Origin of the sequence: Streptococcus sp. DD10, from assembly GCF_001578805.1 — a bacterium.
GTDB lineage: Bacteria > Bacillota > Bacilli > Lactobacillales > Streptococcaceae > Streptococcus.
This window is the reverse complement of sequence record NZ_KQ969157.1, coordinates 504459-522059: the sequence shown is the minus strand read 5'-3', so window position 1 is coordinate 522059 and position 17601 is coordinate 504459. Positions and strand designations below refer to the sequence as shown.

The 17601-nt window shown below is 40.1% G+C and carries 17 protein-coding genes and 2 pseudogenes; 11 read left to right on the top strand and 8 right to left on the bottom strand.

Features of this window, described 5'->3' with window-relative positions:
- From STRDD10_RS02300 to STRDD10_RS02275, 6 genes and pseudogenes are all read right to left on the bottom strand, one after another.
- On the bottom strand, window positions 1-259 hold a 259-nt coding region (locus STRDD10_RS02300), incomplete at its 3' end, for a transposase family protein (RefSeq protein ID WP_197458291.1).
- Between the two features lie 700 nt (window positions 260-959).
- Window positions 960-1307 carry a DUF6568 family protein gene (locus tag STRDD10_RS02295; RefSeq protein WP_067192769.1) on the bottom strand — a complete coding sequence of 116 codons (348 nt, stop codon included), beginning with the start codon at window positions 1305-1307 and terminating at the stop codon, window positions 960-962.
- 213 nt (window positions 1308-1520) lie between these two features.
- A complete protein-coding gene (locus tag STRDD10_RS02290; protein ID WP_067192767.1) occupies window positions 1521-3239 on the bottom strand; it encodes a phospho-sugar mutase in 1719 nt (572 codons plus the stop codon).
- Between the two features lie 80 nt (window positions 3240-3319).
- Complete coding sequence (locus STRDD10_RS02285) at window positions 3320-3883, bottom strand: ECF transporter S component (protein ID WP_067192765.1); 564 nt, start codon at window positions 3881-3883, stop codon at window positions 3320-3322.
- On the bottom strand, window positions 3867-4418 hold the full coding sequence (coaC, locus tag STRDD10_RS02280; RefSeq protein ID WP_067192763.1) for a phosphopantothenoylcysteine decarboxylase: 552 nt from the start codon (window positions 4416-4418) through the stop codon (window positions 3867-3869). Before coaC ends, STRDD10_RS02285 begins: the two co-directional genes overlap by 17 nt.
- Before the next feature lie 12 nt (window positions 4419-4430).
- Window positions 4431-5113, bottom strand: a pseudogene (locus tag STRDD10_RS02275) (phosphopantothenate--cysteine ligase).
- 242 nt (window positions 5114-5355) lie between these two features.
- Here STRDD10_RS02275 and STRDD10_RS02270 point away from each other — a divergent pair.
- Entirely contained in the window at window positions 5356-7026 is a 1671-nt protein-coding gene (locus tag STRDD10_RS02270) for a formate--tetrahydrofolate ligase (protein WP_067192761.1), read from the top strand.
- Between the two features lie 69 nt (window positions 7027-7095).
- Window positions 7096-7614: a GNAT family N-acetyltransferase gene (locus STRDD10_RS02265; protein ID WP_067192759.1), complete on the top strand. Its 519-nt coding sequence runs from the start codon at window positions 7096-7098 to the stop codon at window positions 7612-7614.
- 207 nt (window positions 7615-7821) lie between these two features.
- On the opposite strand, the pseudogene STRDD10_RS10340 reads toward STRDD10_RS02265, so the two are convergent.
- Together STRDD10_RS10340 and STRDD10_RS02250 are read right to left on the bottom strand one after the other, a co-directional pair.
- Window positions 7822-9200: pseudogene (locus tag STRDD10_RS10340) on the bottom strand (transposase).
- A gap of 184 nt (window positions 9201-9384) precedes the next feature.
- Window positions 9385-9855, bottom strand: a complete 471-nt coding sequence (locus tag STRDD10_RS02250; protein WP_067192756.1) for an arginine repressor — start codon at window positions 9853-9855, stop codon at window positions 9385-9387.
- A 361-nt stretch (window positions 9856-10216) separates the two neighbouring features.
- On the opposite strand from STRDD10_RS02250, the gene STRDD10_RS02245 reads away from it, so the two are divergent.
- The 9 genes from STRDD10_RS02245 to STRDD10_RS02205 all read left to right on the top strand — a co-directional run bounded on the left by STRDD10_RS02245 (window position 10217) and on the right by STRDD10_RS02205 (window position 17581).
- Entirely contained in the window at window positions 10217-10453 is a 237-nt protein-coding gene (locus STRDD10_RS02245; RefSeq protein WP_067192754.1) for a DUF2829 domain-containing protein, read from the top strand.
- Complete coding sequence (locus tag STRDD10_RS02240; protein ID WP_067192752.1) at window positions 10446-11144, top strand: 3-oxoacyl-ACP reductase; 699 nt, start codon at window positions 10446-10448, stop codon at window positions 11142-11144. The genes STRDD10_RS02245 and STRDD10_RS02240 overlap by 8 nt, the downstream gene beginning before the upstream one ends.
- A 9-nt stretch (window positions 11145-11153) precedes the next feature.
- A complete protein-coding gene (locus STRDD10_RS02235; RefSeq protein WP_067192750.1) occupies window positions 11154-11858 on the top strand; it encodes a DUF6994 family protein in 705 nt (234 codons plus the stop codon).
- Between the two features lie 12 nt (window positions 11859-11870).
- On the top strand, window positions 11871-12314 hold the full coding sequence (locus STRDD10_RS02230; protein WP_067192748.1) for an ASCH domain-containing protein: 444 nt from the start codon (window positions 11871-11873) through the stop codon (window positions 12312-12314).
- 188 nt (window positions 12315-12502) lie between these two features.
- Window positions 12503-13882: a bifunctional UDP-N-acetylglucosamine diphosphorylase/glucosamine-1-phosphate N-acetyltransferase GlmU gene (gene glmU, locus STRDD10_RS02225; RefSeq protein WP_067192747.1), complete on the top strand. Its 1380-nt coding sequence runs from the start codon at window positions 12503-12505 to the stop codon at window positions 13880-13882.
- Between the two features lie 205 nt (window positions 13883-14087).
- The gene (locus STRDD10_RS02220) at window positions 14088-14642 is read left to right on the top strand and encodes an NUDIX hydrolase (RefSeq protein WP_067192745.1); all 555 of its coding nucleotides are present in this window, start codon (window positions 14088-14090) and stop codon (window positions 14640-14642) included.
- A gap of 123 nt (window positions 14643-14765) precedes the next feature.
- Window positions 14766-15083 carry a cell wall synthase accessory phosphoprotein MacP gene (macP, locus tag STRDD10_RS02215; protein WP_067192743.1) on the top strand — a complete coding sequence of 106 codons (318 nt, stop codon included), beginning with the start codon at window positions 14766-14768 and terminating at the stop codon, window positions 15081-15083.
- A 66-nt stretch (window positions 15084-15149) separates the two neighbouring features.
- On the top strand, window positions 15150-15842 hold the full coding sequence (locus STRDD10_RS02210) for a 5'-methylthioadenosine/adenosylhomocysteine nucleosidase (protein WP_067192741.1): 693 nt from the start codon (window positions 15150-15152) through the stop codon (window positions 15840-15842).
- Between the two features lie 197 nt (window positions 15843-16039).
- On the top strand, window positions 16040-17581 hold the full coding sequence (locus STRDD10_RS02205; RefSeq protein WP_067193023.1) for an ABC-F family ATP-binding cassette domain-containing protein: 1542 nt from the start codon (window positions 16040-16042) through the stop codon (window positions 17579-17581).
- Window positions 17582-17601 lie beyond the last annotated feature (20 nt).

Genomic DNA, 17601 nt, shown 5'->3' with positions numbered 1-17601 from the left:
GTCTACAACTTTTGCACTGAAAACGGCGCTTCTTCAGACCTAGTAGAGTTGGAGTTCCCGCTTGCTCAAGAAGAGGGATTTTAGAAGGCTTTTGAAAGTCGTACTTGATCATCTTTCCATGGCAATGAGGACATGATGGTGCAGGATAATCGAGTGTTGCTTGAATCTCGATATGAGTGTCAGTTTCAAAAACAAGAGAAATAATGATGTTGGGGTCTTTCATTCCGATTAATTCTGTGGTATTTTTAATAAGTCTCATAAGTTTCTCCTAATGGTAGTTTCGTCGCTTTTCATTATAGTTCTTATGGGACTTTTTGTGTACACTCAAAAAGCTCTATAATCTCTACAGTGGTTTTACCCACTACAGAAATTATAGAGCCGAAATAAGGCTTTCCGAGTTTTCGGAGAGCCTGTTTTTTTGTTTTTTGCGACTATTAGTCCGTCTCGTTCTGTTATTAGTTGCGAGACAAAAAAATCACCCGCTATGCGGGTGTGTTATCTACGGTTATACCAAAAAACTCCAAACGCGATACAATAAAGGTGCTCAAGTCAATTGTAAAGCGAAAGGAGAAGAAAAATGATCCAGTGGATGATTTCTTCACGAGTATGAAAAGAGAAGAACGAGTAAAGCATGATATAACACTAGATTCTTAAGTGTAAAAGAATAGAAGGGTACCTTTAGGAATAGTGGCAAGTAATGAAACTATCTCTTTGATAGACTTGAGACGAGTCAAATGCAAAGAGGTTTGAACAATGTGAAAGCCAGCGTCTCTAGGCGCTGGCTGGTAATTTAGGCTTATAGCCTTGGTTATCATTTATACTCTTTCTAAAATCTCTTCAAACCACGTCAGCTTCACCTTGCCGTACTCAAGTACAGCTTGCAGCTAGCTTCCTAGTTTGATGATGATTTTCATTGAGTATTAACTTTTAGAATGCTTGGGAGCATTCTTTTTTTCATCTTAGAATCCTGCAAATTCTTTGATTTCTTCTTCTGACATCGAAGAATCGCAACGAACAGTTACATCTCCATCTTGGGTATGAACAAATCCAGGTACGGTTTTGATGCCGTATTGTTCACGAAAGGCTTGCAATTCGCCGAGTTGATTTGGATCTTCGCTGTTAATAAAGTAAACCGTTTTTTCAGTTTCATTAACAACAGTATGCAATTTTGCAGCAAACTTGCGGCAGTAAGGACATGTCGCGCGACCAACAAAGAAGGTAGCGGTTTCCATTTCGTCGATTAGGGTTTGCGCGTGAGCGACTGTCGTTTCAGTTAGGTTTGAAATGTGTTGAGCAAAAGCTTCCATAATATTACCTCTTTTCTAATACTCAATGAAAATCATCAGCAAACTAGGAAGCTAGCTGCAAGCTGTACTTGAGTACGGCAAGGTGAAGCTGACGTGGTTTGAAGAGATTTTCGAAGAGTATAAGTTACTATTAGTATGCCATAAAACGAAGAGATTTGCAGAGTTTTGCTACGTAAAAAGATGAGATAGGAGCACCTCATCTTTTTGAGTGTTTTATTTTACAAAAGCATTGATTTCTGCTTCGATGGCTGCAATTTTAGCTTGTGAATCTTCGTTGCTATCACCTACAACAGCAATGTAGAATTTGATTTTTGGTTCTGTACCTGAAGGGCGAACGGCAATCCAAGAACCATCTGCAAGGCTGTATTTCAAGACATCACTTGGTGGCGTAGTGAGGGGAGTCACTGTACCGTCTGCAGCAGTAAAGGTAAGAGCCTTAAAGTCTTCTGTGACAGAGATAGCAGTTGCATTGAATTCTTTTGGACCATTTTCCCGGAACTTAGCCATGATAGCTTTGATTTGCTCAGCACCGTCTACACCTGAAAGAGTCACGGAGATGGTTTTTTCAGCATAGTAGCCGTATTCTTTGTAAATTTCTTCGATACCATCAGCCAAGGTCAATCCACGAGAGCGGTAGTAGGCTGCAAGTTCAGCAACGACAAGAACGGCTTGGATAGCATCTTTATCCCGTACGAATGGTTTAATCAAGTAACCGAAGCTTTCTTCGAATCCCATCATGTAAGTGTGATTGTGTTTTTCTTCGAATTCTTGAATCTTTTCAGCGATAAATTTGAAACCGGTCAAGACGTTGAACATGGTTGCGCCGTAGCTTTCAGCGATTTTTGTTACCAAGTCTGTTGAGACGATCGATTTGCAGAGGGCTGCATTTTCAGGAAGTGTTCCAGCATTTTTGTGGGCTTCCAAGATGTACTTGGCCATGATAGCACCGATCTGGTTCCCTGAAAGGTTAAGGTAGCTACCGTCTTTTTGAAGGACTTCTACACCGACACGGTCAGCATCTGGGTCAGTTGCGACCAAAACATCAGCACCGACCTTGCGTCCAAGTTCTTCGGCAAGAGCGAAAGCAGCTTGGCTTTCAGGGTTTGGTGAAGCGACGGTCGAGAAGTCTGGGTCTGGAGTTGCTTGTGCTTCAACGACTTGAACTGAGTCAAATCCTGCTTGGGCAAGAGCACGACGAGCCAGCATTTCACCAGTACCATGAAGCGGTGTGTAGATAATCTTCATGTCTTTTCCAAATTCTTCGATCAAAGCTGGGTTGATGGTAACACCCTTAACTTCTTTGAGGTATTCGGTATCAATAGCGTCTCCGATAACTTTGATCAAGCCAGAAGCTTTTTCAGCTTCCACGTCCGCAACTTCCACAGTAAATGGATTTTCAATAGCACGGATATAGGTGGTTAGGGCATCTGCATCTTGTGGTGGCATTTGTCCACCGTCTTCCCCGTAAACCTTGTAGCCGTTAAATGGAGCTGGATTGTGGCTAGCTGTTATCATAATTCCTGCAAAACAGTTGAGATGACGAACAGCAAATGAAAGTTCAGGGGTTGGACGAAGACTTTCAAATACATAAGATTGAATGCCGTGTTTAGCCAAAACTGCAGCAGATTCAAAGGCAAACTCAGGTGAGAAGTGACGGCTATCGTAGGCAATCGCAACCCCACGTTCCTTTTCATTTCCACCTTTTGACTCGATCAAACGAGCCAAACCTTCGGTTGCTTGGCGAACAACGTAGATATTGATACGGTTGGTACCCGCACCAATCAAGCCCCGCATCCCGGCGGTTCCGAATTCTAAATTCGTGTAGAAGGCATCCTCTTTCGTTTTTTCATCCATTTTTTCTAAATCTTCACGAAGATAGTCAGGAAGACCAGAAAAATTAAGCCATTTTTGATAATTTTCTTGGTAAGACATAAGATAACTCCTTAACATTATATAGTTTTAACCGTTTTCATTATAGCATGTTTTATGAAAAAAATCACGTTTTGACGTGATTATTTTCGTAATTTTTCAAGTTTAGGAACAATGGCAGCAGTGAGTACGGTTGAAATGGTCATTTCTAATAGGGAATTGGTAGTCAGAATTCCTGCAAGAAGAAGCTGAATATTTCCTTGATAAACACCAGAGAAGAAAAGAAAGATAGCTCCAAGTACAAAAACAGTATTTGTTAATGAACCAACAAAACCGGATAGGAAAAGACCGACTCGATTATTCAAAAATTTATATGTGTAAAAAGGAGTAACACCTATTAGAATTCGTGGTGCAAAAGTGATGACAAGAGATAAGAGGTTACCGTTTGGAACAAAGGGAGAAAATAGATAGCTTGAAGGTAGTGGTTGAACTGTATTACTAATTAAACTAATGCACCCCATAAGAAACCCTAACACTATGCCCACCCTAGGTCCATAAATGATACTTGCAATAATAACCGGAATATGGACAATTGTAGGTGAAATTGGGATAGGAAGGAGCCTAAATAGAGAAGAACTAAGAACATGGATGACCACCATACTTGAAAAAAATATAGCAATTTGAGCGATGTTAGATTGTTTCTTCATTCAGTTTCTCCTTGATCACGTTGATAATGGTATCTAGATCTGCAAGAGCACCTCGACCGTTATCGCCACATGCAAGAATTGCTTCACGCGGTGCAATGATATGGTATCCGTAACTCTCTAGTTTGTTAAGATTTGTTTGTGTTGCTGGGTGATCGTACATTTTTGTATTCATGGCTGGGGCGATGATTTTTTTTACATGATTGGGCAGTGCTAATGCTGTGCTGGTTACCATGTTGTCAGCAAAGCCGTTAGCTAGCCTAGCAAGTGTATTAGCAGTGGCTGGAATAACTATAAATAGGTCAGTTTCTTTTCCAATTTCGATATGATTGACTTTATCTGCATAAGGTTCTGCCATGATATCAAGATGAACGTCATTTTTAGAAAGGACTTGAAAAGTAAGTGGAGTAATAAAAGAGGTTGCTGCTTTAGTCATCAATACTGTAATTTGATGTCCCATTTTAGTTAATCGACTTACTAAATCAGCTGATTTATAGGCGGAGATAGAACCTGTTACAGCTATTGTGATGTGTGCCATAGATTTCCTTTCTCAAATGTGTCTAATCTTTTGTTCCAATAAATTTGCAATTTCTTGTTTAGTTCTAGCAACCTGATAATTATTTTCGTTAACAAGATATGCTAGATGTTCTTTATCTGAAATGGTTATTAAGTCATTTGCAATAATAATGTCTGCTTTATTTTTTTAAGGTTTTCTCTAGCGATGTTTAGTAGATGTTCTTTCTCAACATCTACTAAGAGTTTAAAACCGACTAGGTAGATATTAGGATTCCAATCTTTGACTAGAGAAATTATCTTCGGTGTTTTTTTAAGAAAAAGAACTTGGAATTCGTCCTTTGATGAAATCTTATTCTCAGTATTCTTTTGCTTTAATAATTCGGTGAAATCTCTACTTTCAAGTAGTTGATTGAATCCTGTCATATAAACTGGAGTATAATCTGACACAGCCATAGAGTGGATAAGTACCCGATAATCAGGTACGAGTGATTTTAATTTTTCGTAAAGATCAGCTGTGTTAGTAATTTCATGAATGACTAGTTTCTCATGTAAGTCTGGTTTTACAGCCCGTTTGGTTGTAACAAGACAGACCTCATGCCCAGCTTTTAGTAGACTTTCTGTGATAATTTTCCCGAGTTGACCAGTTGAGTGGTTGGTAATAGATCTTACTTTATCAATTGATTCGCTTGTGCCACCTGATGTTACTAAAATTTTCATAGAAATATTATACAAAAAAGAGTCTACAATGTAAACAGAAAGAGAAGTTGAAGAAAGTAAATTGAATAGGCATTTATTTCTATAGTTAAAAACTATAGAAAGTTCATGTTAAAACGAAAGCAAAGGCTTGCATTTTAAAAAATGGATGAAAAATTAGATAATAAGCGAAATTTAATAGAAAATTTTTGATTTATTTTCGCATTATTGCTATAATATTAGTAAGTTATTTGGAGGAGAATGCTATGAAAACAGATATCGAAATTGCTCAAAGTGTGACACTGCAACCAATCGTTGATGTGGTGGAAAAACTTGGCTTAACCTACGATGATTTGGAATTGTACGGAAAATACAAGGCTAAACTTAGTTTTGATAAGATTCGGGAAGTAGAAAAAAATCCAGTCGGGAAGTTGATTTTAGTGACGGCTATCAACCCAACTCCAGCTGGAGAAGGGAAATCCACCATTACCATCGGTCTTGCGGATGCATTGAATAAAATTGGGAAGAAAACCATGATCGCCATTCGCGAACCGTCCCTTGGACCTGTGATGGGGATTAAAGGTGGTGCAGCTGGTGGTGGGTATGCCCAAGTCCTTCCCATGGAAGACATCAACCTCCACTTCACTGGAGACATGCATGCCATTACAACAGCTAACAACGCTCTTTCTGCCTTGATTGACAATCACTTGCACCAAGGAAATGAGCTAGGAATTGACCAACGTCGTATCCTTTGGAAACGTGTTGTGGACTTGAACGATCGAGCCCTTCGTCACGTGACGGTTGGACTTGGTGGCCCGCTTAACGGGATTCCACGTGAGGATGGTTTCGATATTACAGTTGCTTCCGAAATCATGGCCATTCTTTGTTTGGCAACGGACATTGAGGACTTGAAACGTCGTTTGGCCAATATCGTTATCGGTTATCGCTATGACCGTACGCCTGTTTCTGTAGGTGATTTGCAGGTTGAGGGTGCCTTGGCTTTGATTTTGAAGGATGCTATTAAACCGAACTTGGTTCAGACAATTTACGGTACACCTGCCTTTGTACACGGCGGGCCGTTTGCCAACATTGCTCACGGATGTAACTCTGTACTTGCGACGACAACAGCCCTTCACTTGGCTGATTATACGGTTACTGAAGCTGGTTTTGGTGCGGACCTTGGTGCTGAGAAATTCTTGGATATCAAGACACCGAACTTGCCAACCTCTCCAGATGCAGTGGTTATTGTTGCGACCCTTCGCGCCCTTAAGATGAACGGTGGTGTGGCGAAGGATGCTTTGACAGAAGAAAATGTGGAAGCGGTTCGTGCTGGCTTTGCTAACCTCAAACGCCACGTTGAAAACATCCGCAAATTTGGAATTCCAGCAGTTGTGGCGATTAACGAATTTGTCTCTGATACAGAAGCAGAAATTGCAGTTTTGAAAGAACTTTGTGCTTCAATCGATGTTCCAGTTGAACTAGCAAGTGTCTGGGCGAATGGGGCTGAAGGTGGCGTAGCGCTTGCGGAAACTCTCGTTGAGACGATTGAAAAAAATCCTGCTAATTACACACGTCTTTATGACAACGATCTTTCTGTCCAGGAAAAAATCGAAAAGATTGTGACTGAAATCTACCGTGGTAGCAAAGTGAACTTTGAGAAGAAAGCTCAAACGCAAATCGCACAAATCGTTCAAAACGGTTGGGACAAATTGCCAATCTGTATGGCTAAAACTCAGTACAGTTTCTCAGACAATCCAACTGCTCTTGGGGCACCAGAGAACTTCGAGATTACCATTCGCGAATTGGTACCAAAACTCGGTGCAGGCTTTATCGTAGCTCTTACTGGCGATGTGATGACCATGCCTGGACTTCCAAAACGACCAGCTGCACTCAATATGGATGTTGCTCCAGACGGGACAGCTATTGGTTTATTTTAGTCAATGATTTTACGAAGAGGGCTGCAAAGCCTTTTTCTGCTCTTATAAGATGGATGAGCGGAGGTTTACATGGAGATTAGACATGTCCGGATAGAAGATGCGTCGGATTTGCGATCAATCTACGCACCATATGTGACAAATACAGCGATAACTTTTGAATATGCTGTTCCTTCTGTTGCAGAATTTGAAAGCCGAATTGACAAGATTGTGCAAGATTATCCCTATTTAGTCGTCGAAGTTGAGGGAAGAATCGTTGGGTATGCCTATGCATCCTCATATTCTGAACGCGCGGCGTATCATTGGGCGGTGGAGCTGTCCATTTATATGGATGAATCGGAGCGTGGGAAAGGACTGGGAAGACTTTTATACAAGGCATTAGAAAAGGAGCTCTTGAAGCGTGGCTATTTACGTTTTTTAGCCTGTATCGCGCTCCCAAATGATGCGAGCATTCAGTTTCATCGAAAGCAGGGATACCAACAAGTTGCTCATTTTCCTAATATTGGGTATAAGTTTCACAAGTGGCACGATATTATCTGGATGCAAAAGTCTATCGAAGGAGAAGCAGACTCCTTGAATGGCTCCTTCTAGGATTTTTCCCTTGTGTGAACAACTCTTTTATGATATAGTAAGAGTATGCGATGAGTCGATTGGCAGTTTATCTGCCCATTGAAGCATGGGAGGTCATAGACGCAGGAGCGGACCTTGGTGAGCTGTGTGAACCAGTTCATCACATGAAGATGCCCCTAGTCCTTTGTTTTTGAGGCTCTTTGTCAACTGTAGTGGGTTGATGAAAGGTTACAACCTGGAGAGGACCAACTTGGTTCTCTCCTTTTTAATGTTCAAAGCAATGAGGATTCTAGTTTTAAAGTTTTCAAAGTTCCGGAAGCCAAAAGCATTGCGCTTGATGACCTTAATGAGGTTATTAGTAGCCTCTAGTTTTGCATTTGAGTATGGCAGTTCCAGTGCGTTCATAATCTTGTCCTTATCTTTCAAAAAGGTCTTAAAAACAGTTTGAAAAATAGGATTTACACAAGAAATCGCTTCTTCAATAAGATCAAAGAAATGGTCTGTTTGTTTCTCTTGGAAATGAAAGAGTAAGAGTTGATAGATTTCATAGTGCTCTCTAAGTTCTTTAGAATATACAAGGAGCTTTTCGAGAATCTCTTTATTAGTCAAGTGTGATCGAAAAGTTGGGCGATAAAAACGTTTATCGCTGAGTTTACGGCTATCCTGTTGAATGAGTTTCCAGTAACGTTTCAATGCCTTATATTCGTGCGATTTTCTATCAAAACGATTCATGATTTGGATGCGAAGACGGTTCATAGCTCGACTGAGATGTTGGAGTAAAACAGTCCAGTGGACTGTTTTAGCCTGAGTTTAGAAATATAATAACGAAGGGTGAAAACGATCCAGAACGATTTTAGCGTTTGGAAGTGAAACAGTCTGGGAGACTGTTTCAGCCTGAGCCTAGAAATTCGAAAGCGAAGTTGTCTAGCTAAGTCATAGTTAGGGGCTAAACATGTCCATGGTAATGATTTTCACATGGTTTCTCACCTGTCTAGAATAGCGAAGGAAATGATTGCAAATAGTTACTTGAGTCCGCCCATCCAGGATAGCTACGATCTTTCTGGAATCAAAATCTTGTGCAATGAAGCTCATCTCTATCTGCCGATTGAAACAGTCACTTCCCTGACTGTTTCCACATCCCAGCTCATGTGTTCTGGAAGGTAGTTGAGATCAGTCTTGAATTTGAATTCTTTCAATTTACGAATGACTGTCGAAGTAGAGACAGATAAACTTTCGGCAATAGCTGTCATAGGGACTTTTTCGATTAATTTTTGAGTGATTTTCTGTTTGACGATCGATGAGATTTGGTGGTTCTTTTTGACTAATGACGTTTCTGCGACAGCCATTTTTCCACAGACCATACAACGAAAACGACGTTTTTTCAATCGAATGAGAGTCTTATATCCTGCACACTCTAGGTAGGGAATTTTAGATTCTTTTTGGAAGTCATATTTAGCCATTTGTCCTAAGCAATGAGGACACTTAGGAGCAGCATAATCTAGTTTAGCGATGACTTCTTTATGCGTTCCAGCATCAAGATAATCCAATATTTTGATGTTCTTGTCTTTAATTCCGAGTAAGTTTGTGGTAAAATTTAATTGTTCCATATGATTCTTTCTAATGATGGTTTGGTTACTTTTCATTATAGGTCTTATGGGACTTTTTTTCTACAACAAAATAGGCTCCATAATTCCTATGGTAGTTTTACCCACTACAGAAATTATAGAGCCTATATTTAAAAATATAAAAGCCAAGCAGGTTAATTCTGTTTGGCTTGTTTTATGTGTTAAACTACTTGCTAAAGAAAAAGGGAGGTGTGAATTGTTTAAGTTGTTCAAAACAGGCTAAAGCAGATTCTGTGTCTTCGCAAACAATGAGGCACACATCATCTCCACAAACAGTAGCGACAATTTCTGAAAACTCTAAGGCATCAAGAATTGCACCAAATGATTGGGCAAGACCAGGGAGTGTTTTAAGAACAACTTGATTTTGGACTGGACGCAGCATAATTAGAGCGTCTTCCATATAGGTTCGTAAGCGTTTTTCCCATCGCGTTGTCGAAATTGAGTTGATGACGTAATAAGTATGATCCCCTTCACGTACTTTGGAAAGGTTTAAGGAGCGGATATCTCTTGAAAGTGTTGCCTGTGTAACGTGTATGTCATTTTGGGCGAGTAGTTCTTGTAGTTCTAATTGCGTACGAATTTTTTTCTCCATCACAAGTGAACGAATCAAGTTTTGTCTAGTCTCTGTTTTATTCATTGTCCCCTCCTAAATTTTCTTATTATATAAATATAGTTTAACATAAAAAACAAAAAAGTCTTGTTTTATTTTGTTTTACTGAGTAAGCCATTTGAAAATTGCTCCTACAACTAAAACGTGTTAAAATAAGGATAATAAGTTAGAGTAAATTGAATCATGTAGAAGTAACAAACTGTTTTCAGTAAGTGCTGTACATACAAGATATATTTTTGTTGAAGTGTTACATAAGTCAATGTATAAGGACTATGAAATGAGAAATAGCAAGTAAGTCTATTACAATAGTTTTATAGATTCTCTTTTTACATATGCTTTGATTTATTGAATGTTTATGATATAGATTCGTAGGAAAAAGGAGGGAATCATGACTTTTGAAGAAATCTTGCCAGGCTTAAAGGCTAAGAAAAAATATGTGCGAACCGGTTGGGGTGGTGCTGAGAACTATGTCCAACTCTTTGATACCATCGAGCAAAATGGGGTGGCTCTGGAAGTGACACCTTATTTCCTTATCAACGTCTCTGGTGTGGGTGAAGGTTTCTCCATGTGGAGCCCAACACCTTGTGATGTTTTAGCGACAGATTGGGTGGAAGTTCATGACTAGGCGTGTATTGATCACGGGCGTGAGTTCCGGGATTGGTTTGGCTCAAGCTCGCCTCTTTCTAGAAAGGGGCTACCAGGTCTATGGGGTGGACCAGGGAGCGGATCCCCAGTTAGCGGGTGCTTTCCATTTCTTGCAACGGGACTTAATTCTTGATTTGACGCCAATTTTTGATTGGTGTCCCCAGGTAGATATCTTGTGCAATACAGCTGGGGTCTTGGATGATTACAAACCGCTTCTTGAGCAAAGCGCCCAGGAGATTCAGGAGATCTTTGAGATCAACTATGTGACTCCGGTGGAGCTGACGCGGCATTATCTAACTCAAATGTTTGAGAATAAAGAAGGGATCGTCATCAATATGTGCTCCATTGCTTCTAGCCTGGCAGGAGGAGGCGGTCACGCCTATACTTCCTCCAAGCATGCTCTGGCTGGTTTTACCAAGCAGTTAGCGCTAGATTATGCGGAAGCTGGCATTCAGGTCTTTGGCATTGCGCCGGGAGCCGTCAAAACAGGCATGACCGCAGCGGACTTTGAACCAGGTGGCTTGGCGGACTGGGTAGCCAGTGAGACGCCCATCAAGCGCTGGATAGAGGCAGAAGAAGTGGCAGAAGTCAGCCTCTTTTTGGCTAGTGGAAAGGCGTCTGCCATGCAGGGGCAAATCCTAACCATTGATGGTGGTTGGAGTTTGAAGTAGGAGGATGTAATGGAACTCATCAAAGAAAATTTAAGACGTTGTGGCGCTTTTTATCAGAGTGATTTTTATCAATTTCTAGAAAAGAATCATCCAAACTACATCCCCCATTTGTTTAATCATTTATGTGAAGATCCAGATGCAAGTGATAGCAGTTTATACCAAGAATTAAGTCCTAAATTTAACCTTCCTGCTAGAAAAGATCATTTGATAGACGAGATTGAAGGACGAAAAATTCGACTTGCAGCAGATATTATTTGTGGTAGAAAGCAAATTGTTGCTTTTCATAAAAATAATTATGAAAAGTGGAGAGATGATTATGAGCTTGTTCGTTCCAATTTAAACCTTCATTTTTTGTGGCCTAAACACAAAGCACCCACCATCAATACGTATCGCTACACAAAATATTTAGATAGAATTGATTGCTTATTATTTGATTTGAAATTTTATTTTAGTGGACAAGAGACTCCCATGATGCCTGCCTATCAAGGTGAAGAAACAGCGATTTGGCTAAGGCAATTTAATAGAGATTTTAAATACTTTATTGATAAAATGAAGTTGAATGCTTTTGTGAATGAAAACTATGATGTTTTAGATATCAGTAGAGGACAATCTGAGATCATACGAAGAATTATTCCTAGAAATGAAATTTCAGCTACATTAAATCTCTACATGGAAAATATGTTACAGTTAAATCGCCAAGGCGTTTTCACATAAAAGGAGCAACCGATGACCCCGCAAGAAATGTGGAATGCCTACAAGCAAATCAACCCTTCTATTGGAGATAAGATAGACGCCTGGGCTTTTGGGGTGGATCCAGACCTTTTAGCGGAACTGGTCTTTAAAGGCGAAAAGACGGCAACCGCTTCAGCCTATGACCTCTACGCATTAGAGAACGAACCCCTTCCGCAAGAAGGAACCTTTGATGTCATTTTAGATAGTCAAGATCAGGCTGTCTGCATTATTGAAATTACAAAGGTTTCCGTTCAACCTTTCCATCAAGTGTCAGCCGATCATGCCTATAAGGAAGGAGAGGGAGACAAATCCTTAGCCTATTGGTGTCAGGTTCATGAAGACTTTTTCAAAGACTGCTTAGGAGAAGCGGGACTAACTTTTACACCTGACAGCAAGGTGGTTTTAGAAGAATTTCGCAAGGTTTATCCAATAAAATAGTGAGACAATCTAATGATGGATTTGGAATAATAGTGATGCTTTTACAGTTGTTGGATAGGATAGAAGAATATATGAAAAGTAAAAACGGGACTATTTTTTAGTTCTTTTTTTATTACTGCTTTTTTGGATTGCTCCAAAACTTCAATAGTGGTATAATATAGGGGATATTCGTAAGAAAAGAGAAATTTATGTCAAATTATGCCATTATTTTAGCAGCGGGAAAAGGAACCCGTATGAAATCGGATTTGCCAAAAGTCCTTCACAAGGTAGCAGGGATTTCCATGCTGGAACATGTTTTTCGCAGTGTAGGTGCTATAAACCCTGAAAAAACAGTAACAGTTGTGGGACACAAGGCAGAGTTAGTGGAGCAAGTTTTAGAAGGGAAAACAGATTTCGTAACGCAGACAGAACAACTTGGGACAGGTCATGCGGTTATGATGGCAGAACCTATCTTAGAAGGTTTATCTGGGCAAACCTTAGTTATCGCTGGAGATACCCCATTGATAACAGGGGAGAGTTTAAAGAATTTAGTTGATTTTCATATCAACCATAAAAATGTTGCGACCATCTTAACAGCTGAAGCTGACAATCCATTTGGCTATGGCCGTATTGTTCGAAACGATAATGCTGAGGTTTTGAGAATTGTAGAACAAAAAGATGCGACTGATTTTGAAAAACAAATTCGTGAAATTAATACGGGGACATATATTTTTGACAATGAACGTCTCTTTGAAGCGTTGAAGAATATTAATACCAATAATGCCCAAGGTGAATATTATATTACAGATGTGATTGGTATATTCCGAGAAAATGGTGAAAAAGTTGGTGCTTATACTCTTAAAGATTTTGATGAAAGTCTAGGGGTTAATGATCGAGTGGCACTCTCTACCGCTGAAGGAATTATGCGTCCACGAATTAATCGGGCCCACATGATTAATGGAGTGACCTTTATTAATCCAGAAAACACATACATTGATATCGATGTTAAAATTGGAGCAGAGGCAGTTATTGAAGGAAATGTTACTTTAAAAGGGACGACCACTGTCGGTGCTGAAACCATTTTGACTAACGGATCGTATATTGTGGATTCTGAAATTGGGGAAAGAGCAGTTATTACTAATTCAATGATTGAGGAAAGTGTGATTGCTTCAGGTGTAACAGTAGGACCTTATGCTCATATTCGACCTGGATCTAGCATTAGTAAGAATGCCCATATTGGCAACTTTGTTGAAGTCAAGGGGTCGTCCATTGGGGAAAATACAAAGGCGGGTCATTTAACTTATATTGGGAATGCTGAAGTGGGAGACAACGTAAATTTTGGAGCGGGTACTATTACTGTTAATTATGATGGACAAAACAAATATAAGACCGTGATAGGAAACAATGTATTTGTTGGTTCAAATTCAACCGTCATTGCTCCTGTTACCCTTGGGGATAATTCTTTGGTTGGTGCAGGTTCAACTATTACGAAAGATGTACCATCAGATGCGATTGCACTCGGTCGAGGTCGTCAGGTAAATAAGGAACAATATGCTCTAAAATTGCCCCATCATCCCCAAAACAAATAAGCCAAATGGAGATTTGGATGTTTGAGTTGGAGTAGACGCTAATAAAAAATAAATCTGTTATCATTGAAGGAATACTATACCATTGTCAACTGTCATCCATTGTGGTAGAACTAAACACTTTGATAGCAAGTCAAAGTTAAGTGGAAGCTAGTGAGTGTAAAGTTCTTTCTAATGGTCTTAGCAAGGGATAAATGAGAATCATAACATGAATTTTGAAGAAAAAACGATAGAGCGCACAGAAATTTATCAAGGTCCGATATTTACAGTAGTGACAGACAAAGTTGAACTACCAGATGGGAAGGGAAATGCCCAACGTGACTTGATTTTTCATAAAGGTGCTGTCGCATTATTACCTGTGACTGATGAGGGGAAATTGCTGTTGGTGAAACAATATCGTAAGGCGATAGAGGCAACTTCATATGAAATCCCAGCAGGAAAGTTGGAAATTGGGGAAGATCAAGATCCAGCTACTGCAGCACTTCGTGAACTTGAAGAAGAAACGGGATATACTGGAAAACTTGAATTGTTATATGATTTTTATACAGCAATTGGCTTTTGTAACGAAAAAATCAAATTATATCAAGTTAGTCAGCTGAAAAAAGTAGAAAATCCTCGACCACAAGATGAAGATGAAACTTTGGAAATCTATGAAGTTTCTTTAAACGAAGCGAAATCTCTTATTGTTTCTGGCGAAGTCTGTGATGCCAAAACAATTATAGCTATTCAAAGTTGGGAATTGCTTCATTTGAGAGTGCAGTAGGTTTTTTATCATTTTAGTTTCGATGATTCATCTGCCTTGCGTTGCAGGTATTTGGAAGTCTTGCGTCCAATCCTTCAAACTGAATGGTGCCATTGAATTAAGTAAATTGAGGAGTTGTTACCTATGCCCAAACCTTTATTAACCGATGAAATGATTGAACGAGCCAATCGAGGAGAGGATATATCAGGGCCACGTCTTTGGGACTCTGAGGAAACCAAAATTATGTATACAAATTCAGATGATTTTGGTTATAGTAGTCCAAATCAGCTTGCTGAGGAGAGTTTAGCTGAAACTCTTCATATACAAGTTGAACCAACTGTTGTTAAAAGTCGTCGGATTGAGAATGAAAAAAGAAATATTTTTAAAGCCAAATTAAACTTCGTGCTTTTTTGGGTGATAATCTTGATGTTAGCACTAATTGCTGCTGTTATCTGGCTTTAGGTTTCATAATTTTTTTGGAAAAAGAATGAATCTAGCAAATAAAAGAGTGAGTGAAGAAAGTTATATATGAAAATCGGAATTATTGCAGCAATGCCTCAAGAGTTGAGAACACTAATTGACTCATTGAAGGATGCTAAGGAAAAGACGGTATTAGGAAAAAGTTACCATCTTGGTAAGATTGGTCCGCATGAAATTGTATTAGTAGAAAGCGGAGTTGGGAAGACCATGTCTGCAATGTCTGTTGCTGTTTTAGCAGATCATTTTAAAGTGGAGTCTATCATAAATACAGGTTCTGCGGGTGCAGTTGCAGACGGGATTGGTGTTGGCGATGTAGTCGTTGCTGATGAATTAGTCTATCACGATGTGGACGTAACAGCATTTGGATACGACTATGGGCAAATGGCTGGGCAGCCACTGTATTATGGTTCTAGTAGTTATTTTGTTTCTGAGATGAAGCAGGTATTAGAGGGGTTACATCAGAGAAGTCATATTGGATTAATTGCTACTGGGGATAGTTTTATTGCTGGTCAGGATAAAATAGAACAAATCAAGTTTCATTTTCCATCTGTCTTGGCTGTCGAGATGGAAGGGGCTGCTATTGCTCAAGCCGCATATAATCTTGGTTTACCTTTTATGGTTATTCGAGCTATGAGCGATACTGCTAGTCATGATGCCAATATTAGTTTTGATGATTTTATTGATGAAGCAGGTATTCGTTCAGCAGAAACTTTGATTGCATTTTTGGAAAGATTAACCTAGTTTGTAATTCGAATTGGGAGGTAACGTTATAAGTCTTCTTCTTTCTAAGAAGTTGAGACTGAGAGTAACTAGTGGTTTCGTGTTTTGAAGTTTTTAAAAACTCTAGACACTATTAATAGAGCAGGAACATGAACAAAACTTTTGAGTTCTTTCCTGCTCTTTTATGGTGTGGGCTAACAGATAGAAAGAAAGATAAAATGAGTATTTTAGAAGTTAAAAATCTGAGTCACGGTTTTGGTGACCGTGCTATTTTTGAGGATGTATCCTTCCGTCTTCTCAAGGGAGAGCATATCGGTCTTATCGGTGCCAATGGGGAAGGGAAATCCACCTTTATGAGCATCGTGACTGGTAAACTCCTCCCTGATGAGGGCAAGGTTGAGTGGTCTAAGTATGTGACTGCTGGCTACCTAGACCAACATGCTGTGTTGGAGCAGGGGATGACGGTCCGTGATGTCTTGCGAACGGCCTTTGATGAACTTTTCAAGGCAGAAGTACGCATCAACGAACTTTACATGGAAATGGCAGAGGAGAACGCAGATGTCGATGCTCTCATGGAAGAAGTCGGAGAACTCCAAGATCGTCTGGAGAGTCGTGATTTCTATACCTTGGATGCCAAGATTGATGAAGTCGCGCGTGCTCTGGGTGTCATGGACTATGGGATGGAGAGTGATGTGACGGAGTTGTCAGGTGGACAACGGACCAAGGTGCTCCTAGCTAAACTCCTTCTTGAGAAGCCAGATATCTTGCTTTTGGATGAGCCGACCAACTATCTGGATGCGGAGCATATTGACTGGCTCAAGCGCTACCTGCAAAACTATGAAAATGCCTTTGTCCTCATTTCGCATGACATTCCTTTCCTCAATGATGTGATTAATATTGTTTATCATGTGGAAAATCAACAGCTGACGCGTTACTCTGGTGACTACTACCAGTTCCAAGAAGTCTATGAGATGAAAAAATCTCAGCTAGAAGCGGCTTATGAACGCCAGCAAAAGGAAATTGCTGACCTCAAGGACTTTGTTGCGCGCAATAAAGCGCGTGTTGCAACGCGTAATATGGCCATGTCTCGCCAGAAAAAACTGGATAAGATGGACCTTATCGAACTGCAAAGTGAGAAACCCAAACCATCCTTTGATTTCAAATCAGCCCGCACACCAGGTCGCTTTATCTTCCAAGCAAAGGACTTGCAGATTGGTTATGATCGTCCTCTGACCAAGCCTTTAAACCTTACTTTTGAACGCAATCAAAAGATTGCCATTATCGGTGCAAATGGTATCGGGAAAACAACTCTCTTGAAGTCTCTCTTAGGTATTATTCCACCAATCGCTGGGGAAGTTGAGCGAGGCGACTATCTGGAACTTGGATATTTCGAGCAGGAGGTCGAAGGGGGCAACCGTCAGACGCCACTAGAAGCTGTCTGGAATGCCTTTCCTGCCCTCAACCAAGCAGAGGTTCGTGCAGCCCTAGCTCGTTGTGGATTGACCACCAAGCATATCGAAAGCCAGATTCAGGTCTTGTCAGGTGGGGAACAAGCCAAGGTTCGCTTTTGTCTTCTCATGAATCGTGAAAACAACGTTTTGGTCTTGGACGAGCCAACTAACCACTTGGATGTTGATGCCAAGGACGAACTCAAACGTGCCCTCAAAGCCTACAAGGGATCTATTCTTATGGTCTGCCATGAACCTGATTTTTATGAGGGTTGGATGGATCAAATCTGGGACTTCAATGAATTAAGTTAAACAAAAAGAGAGGCTATCTT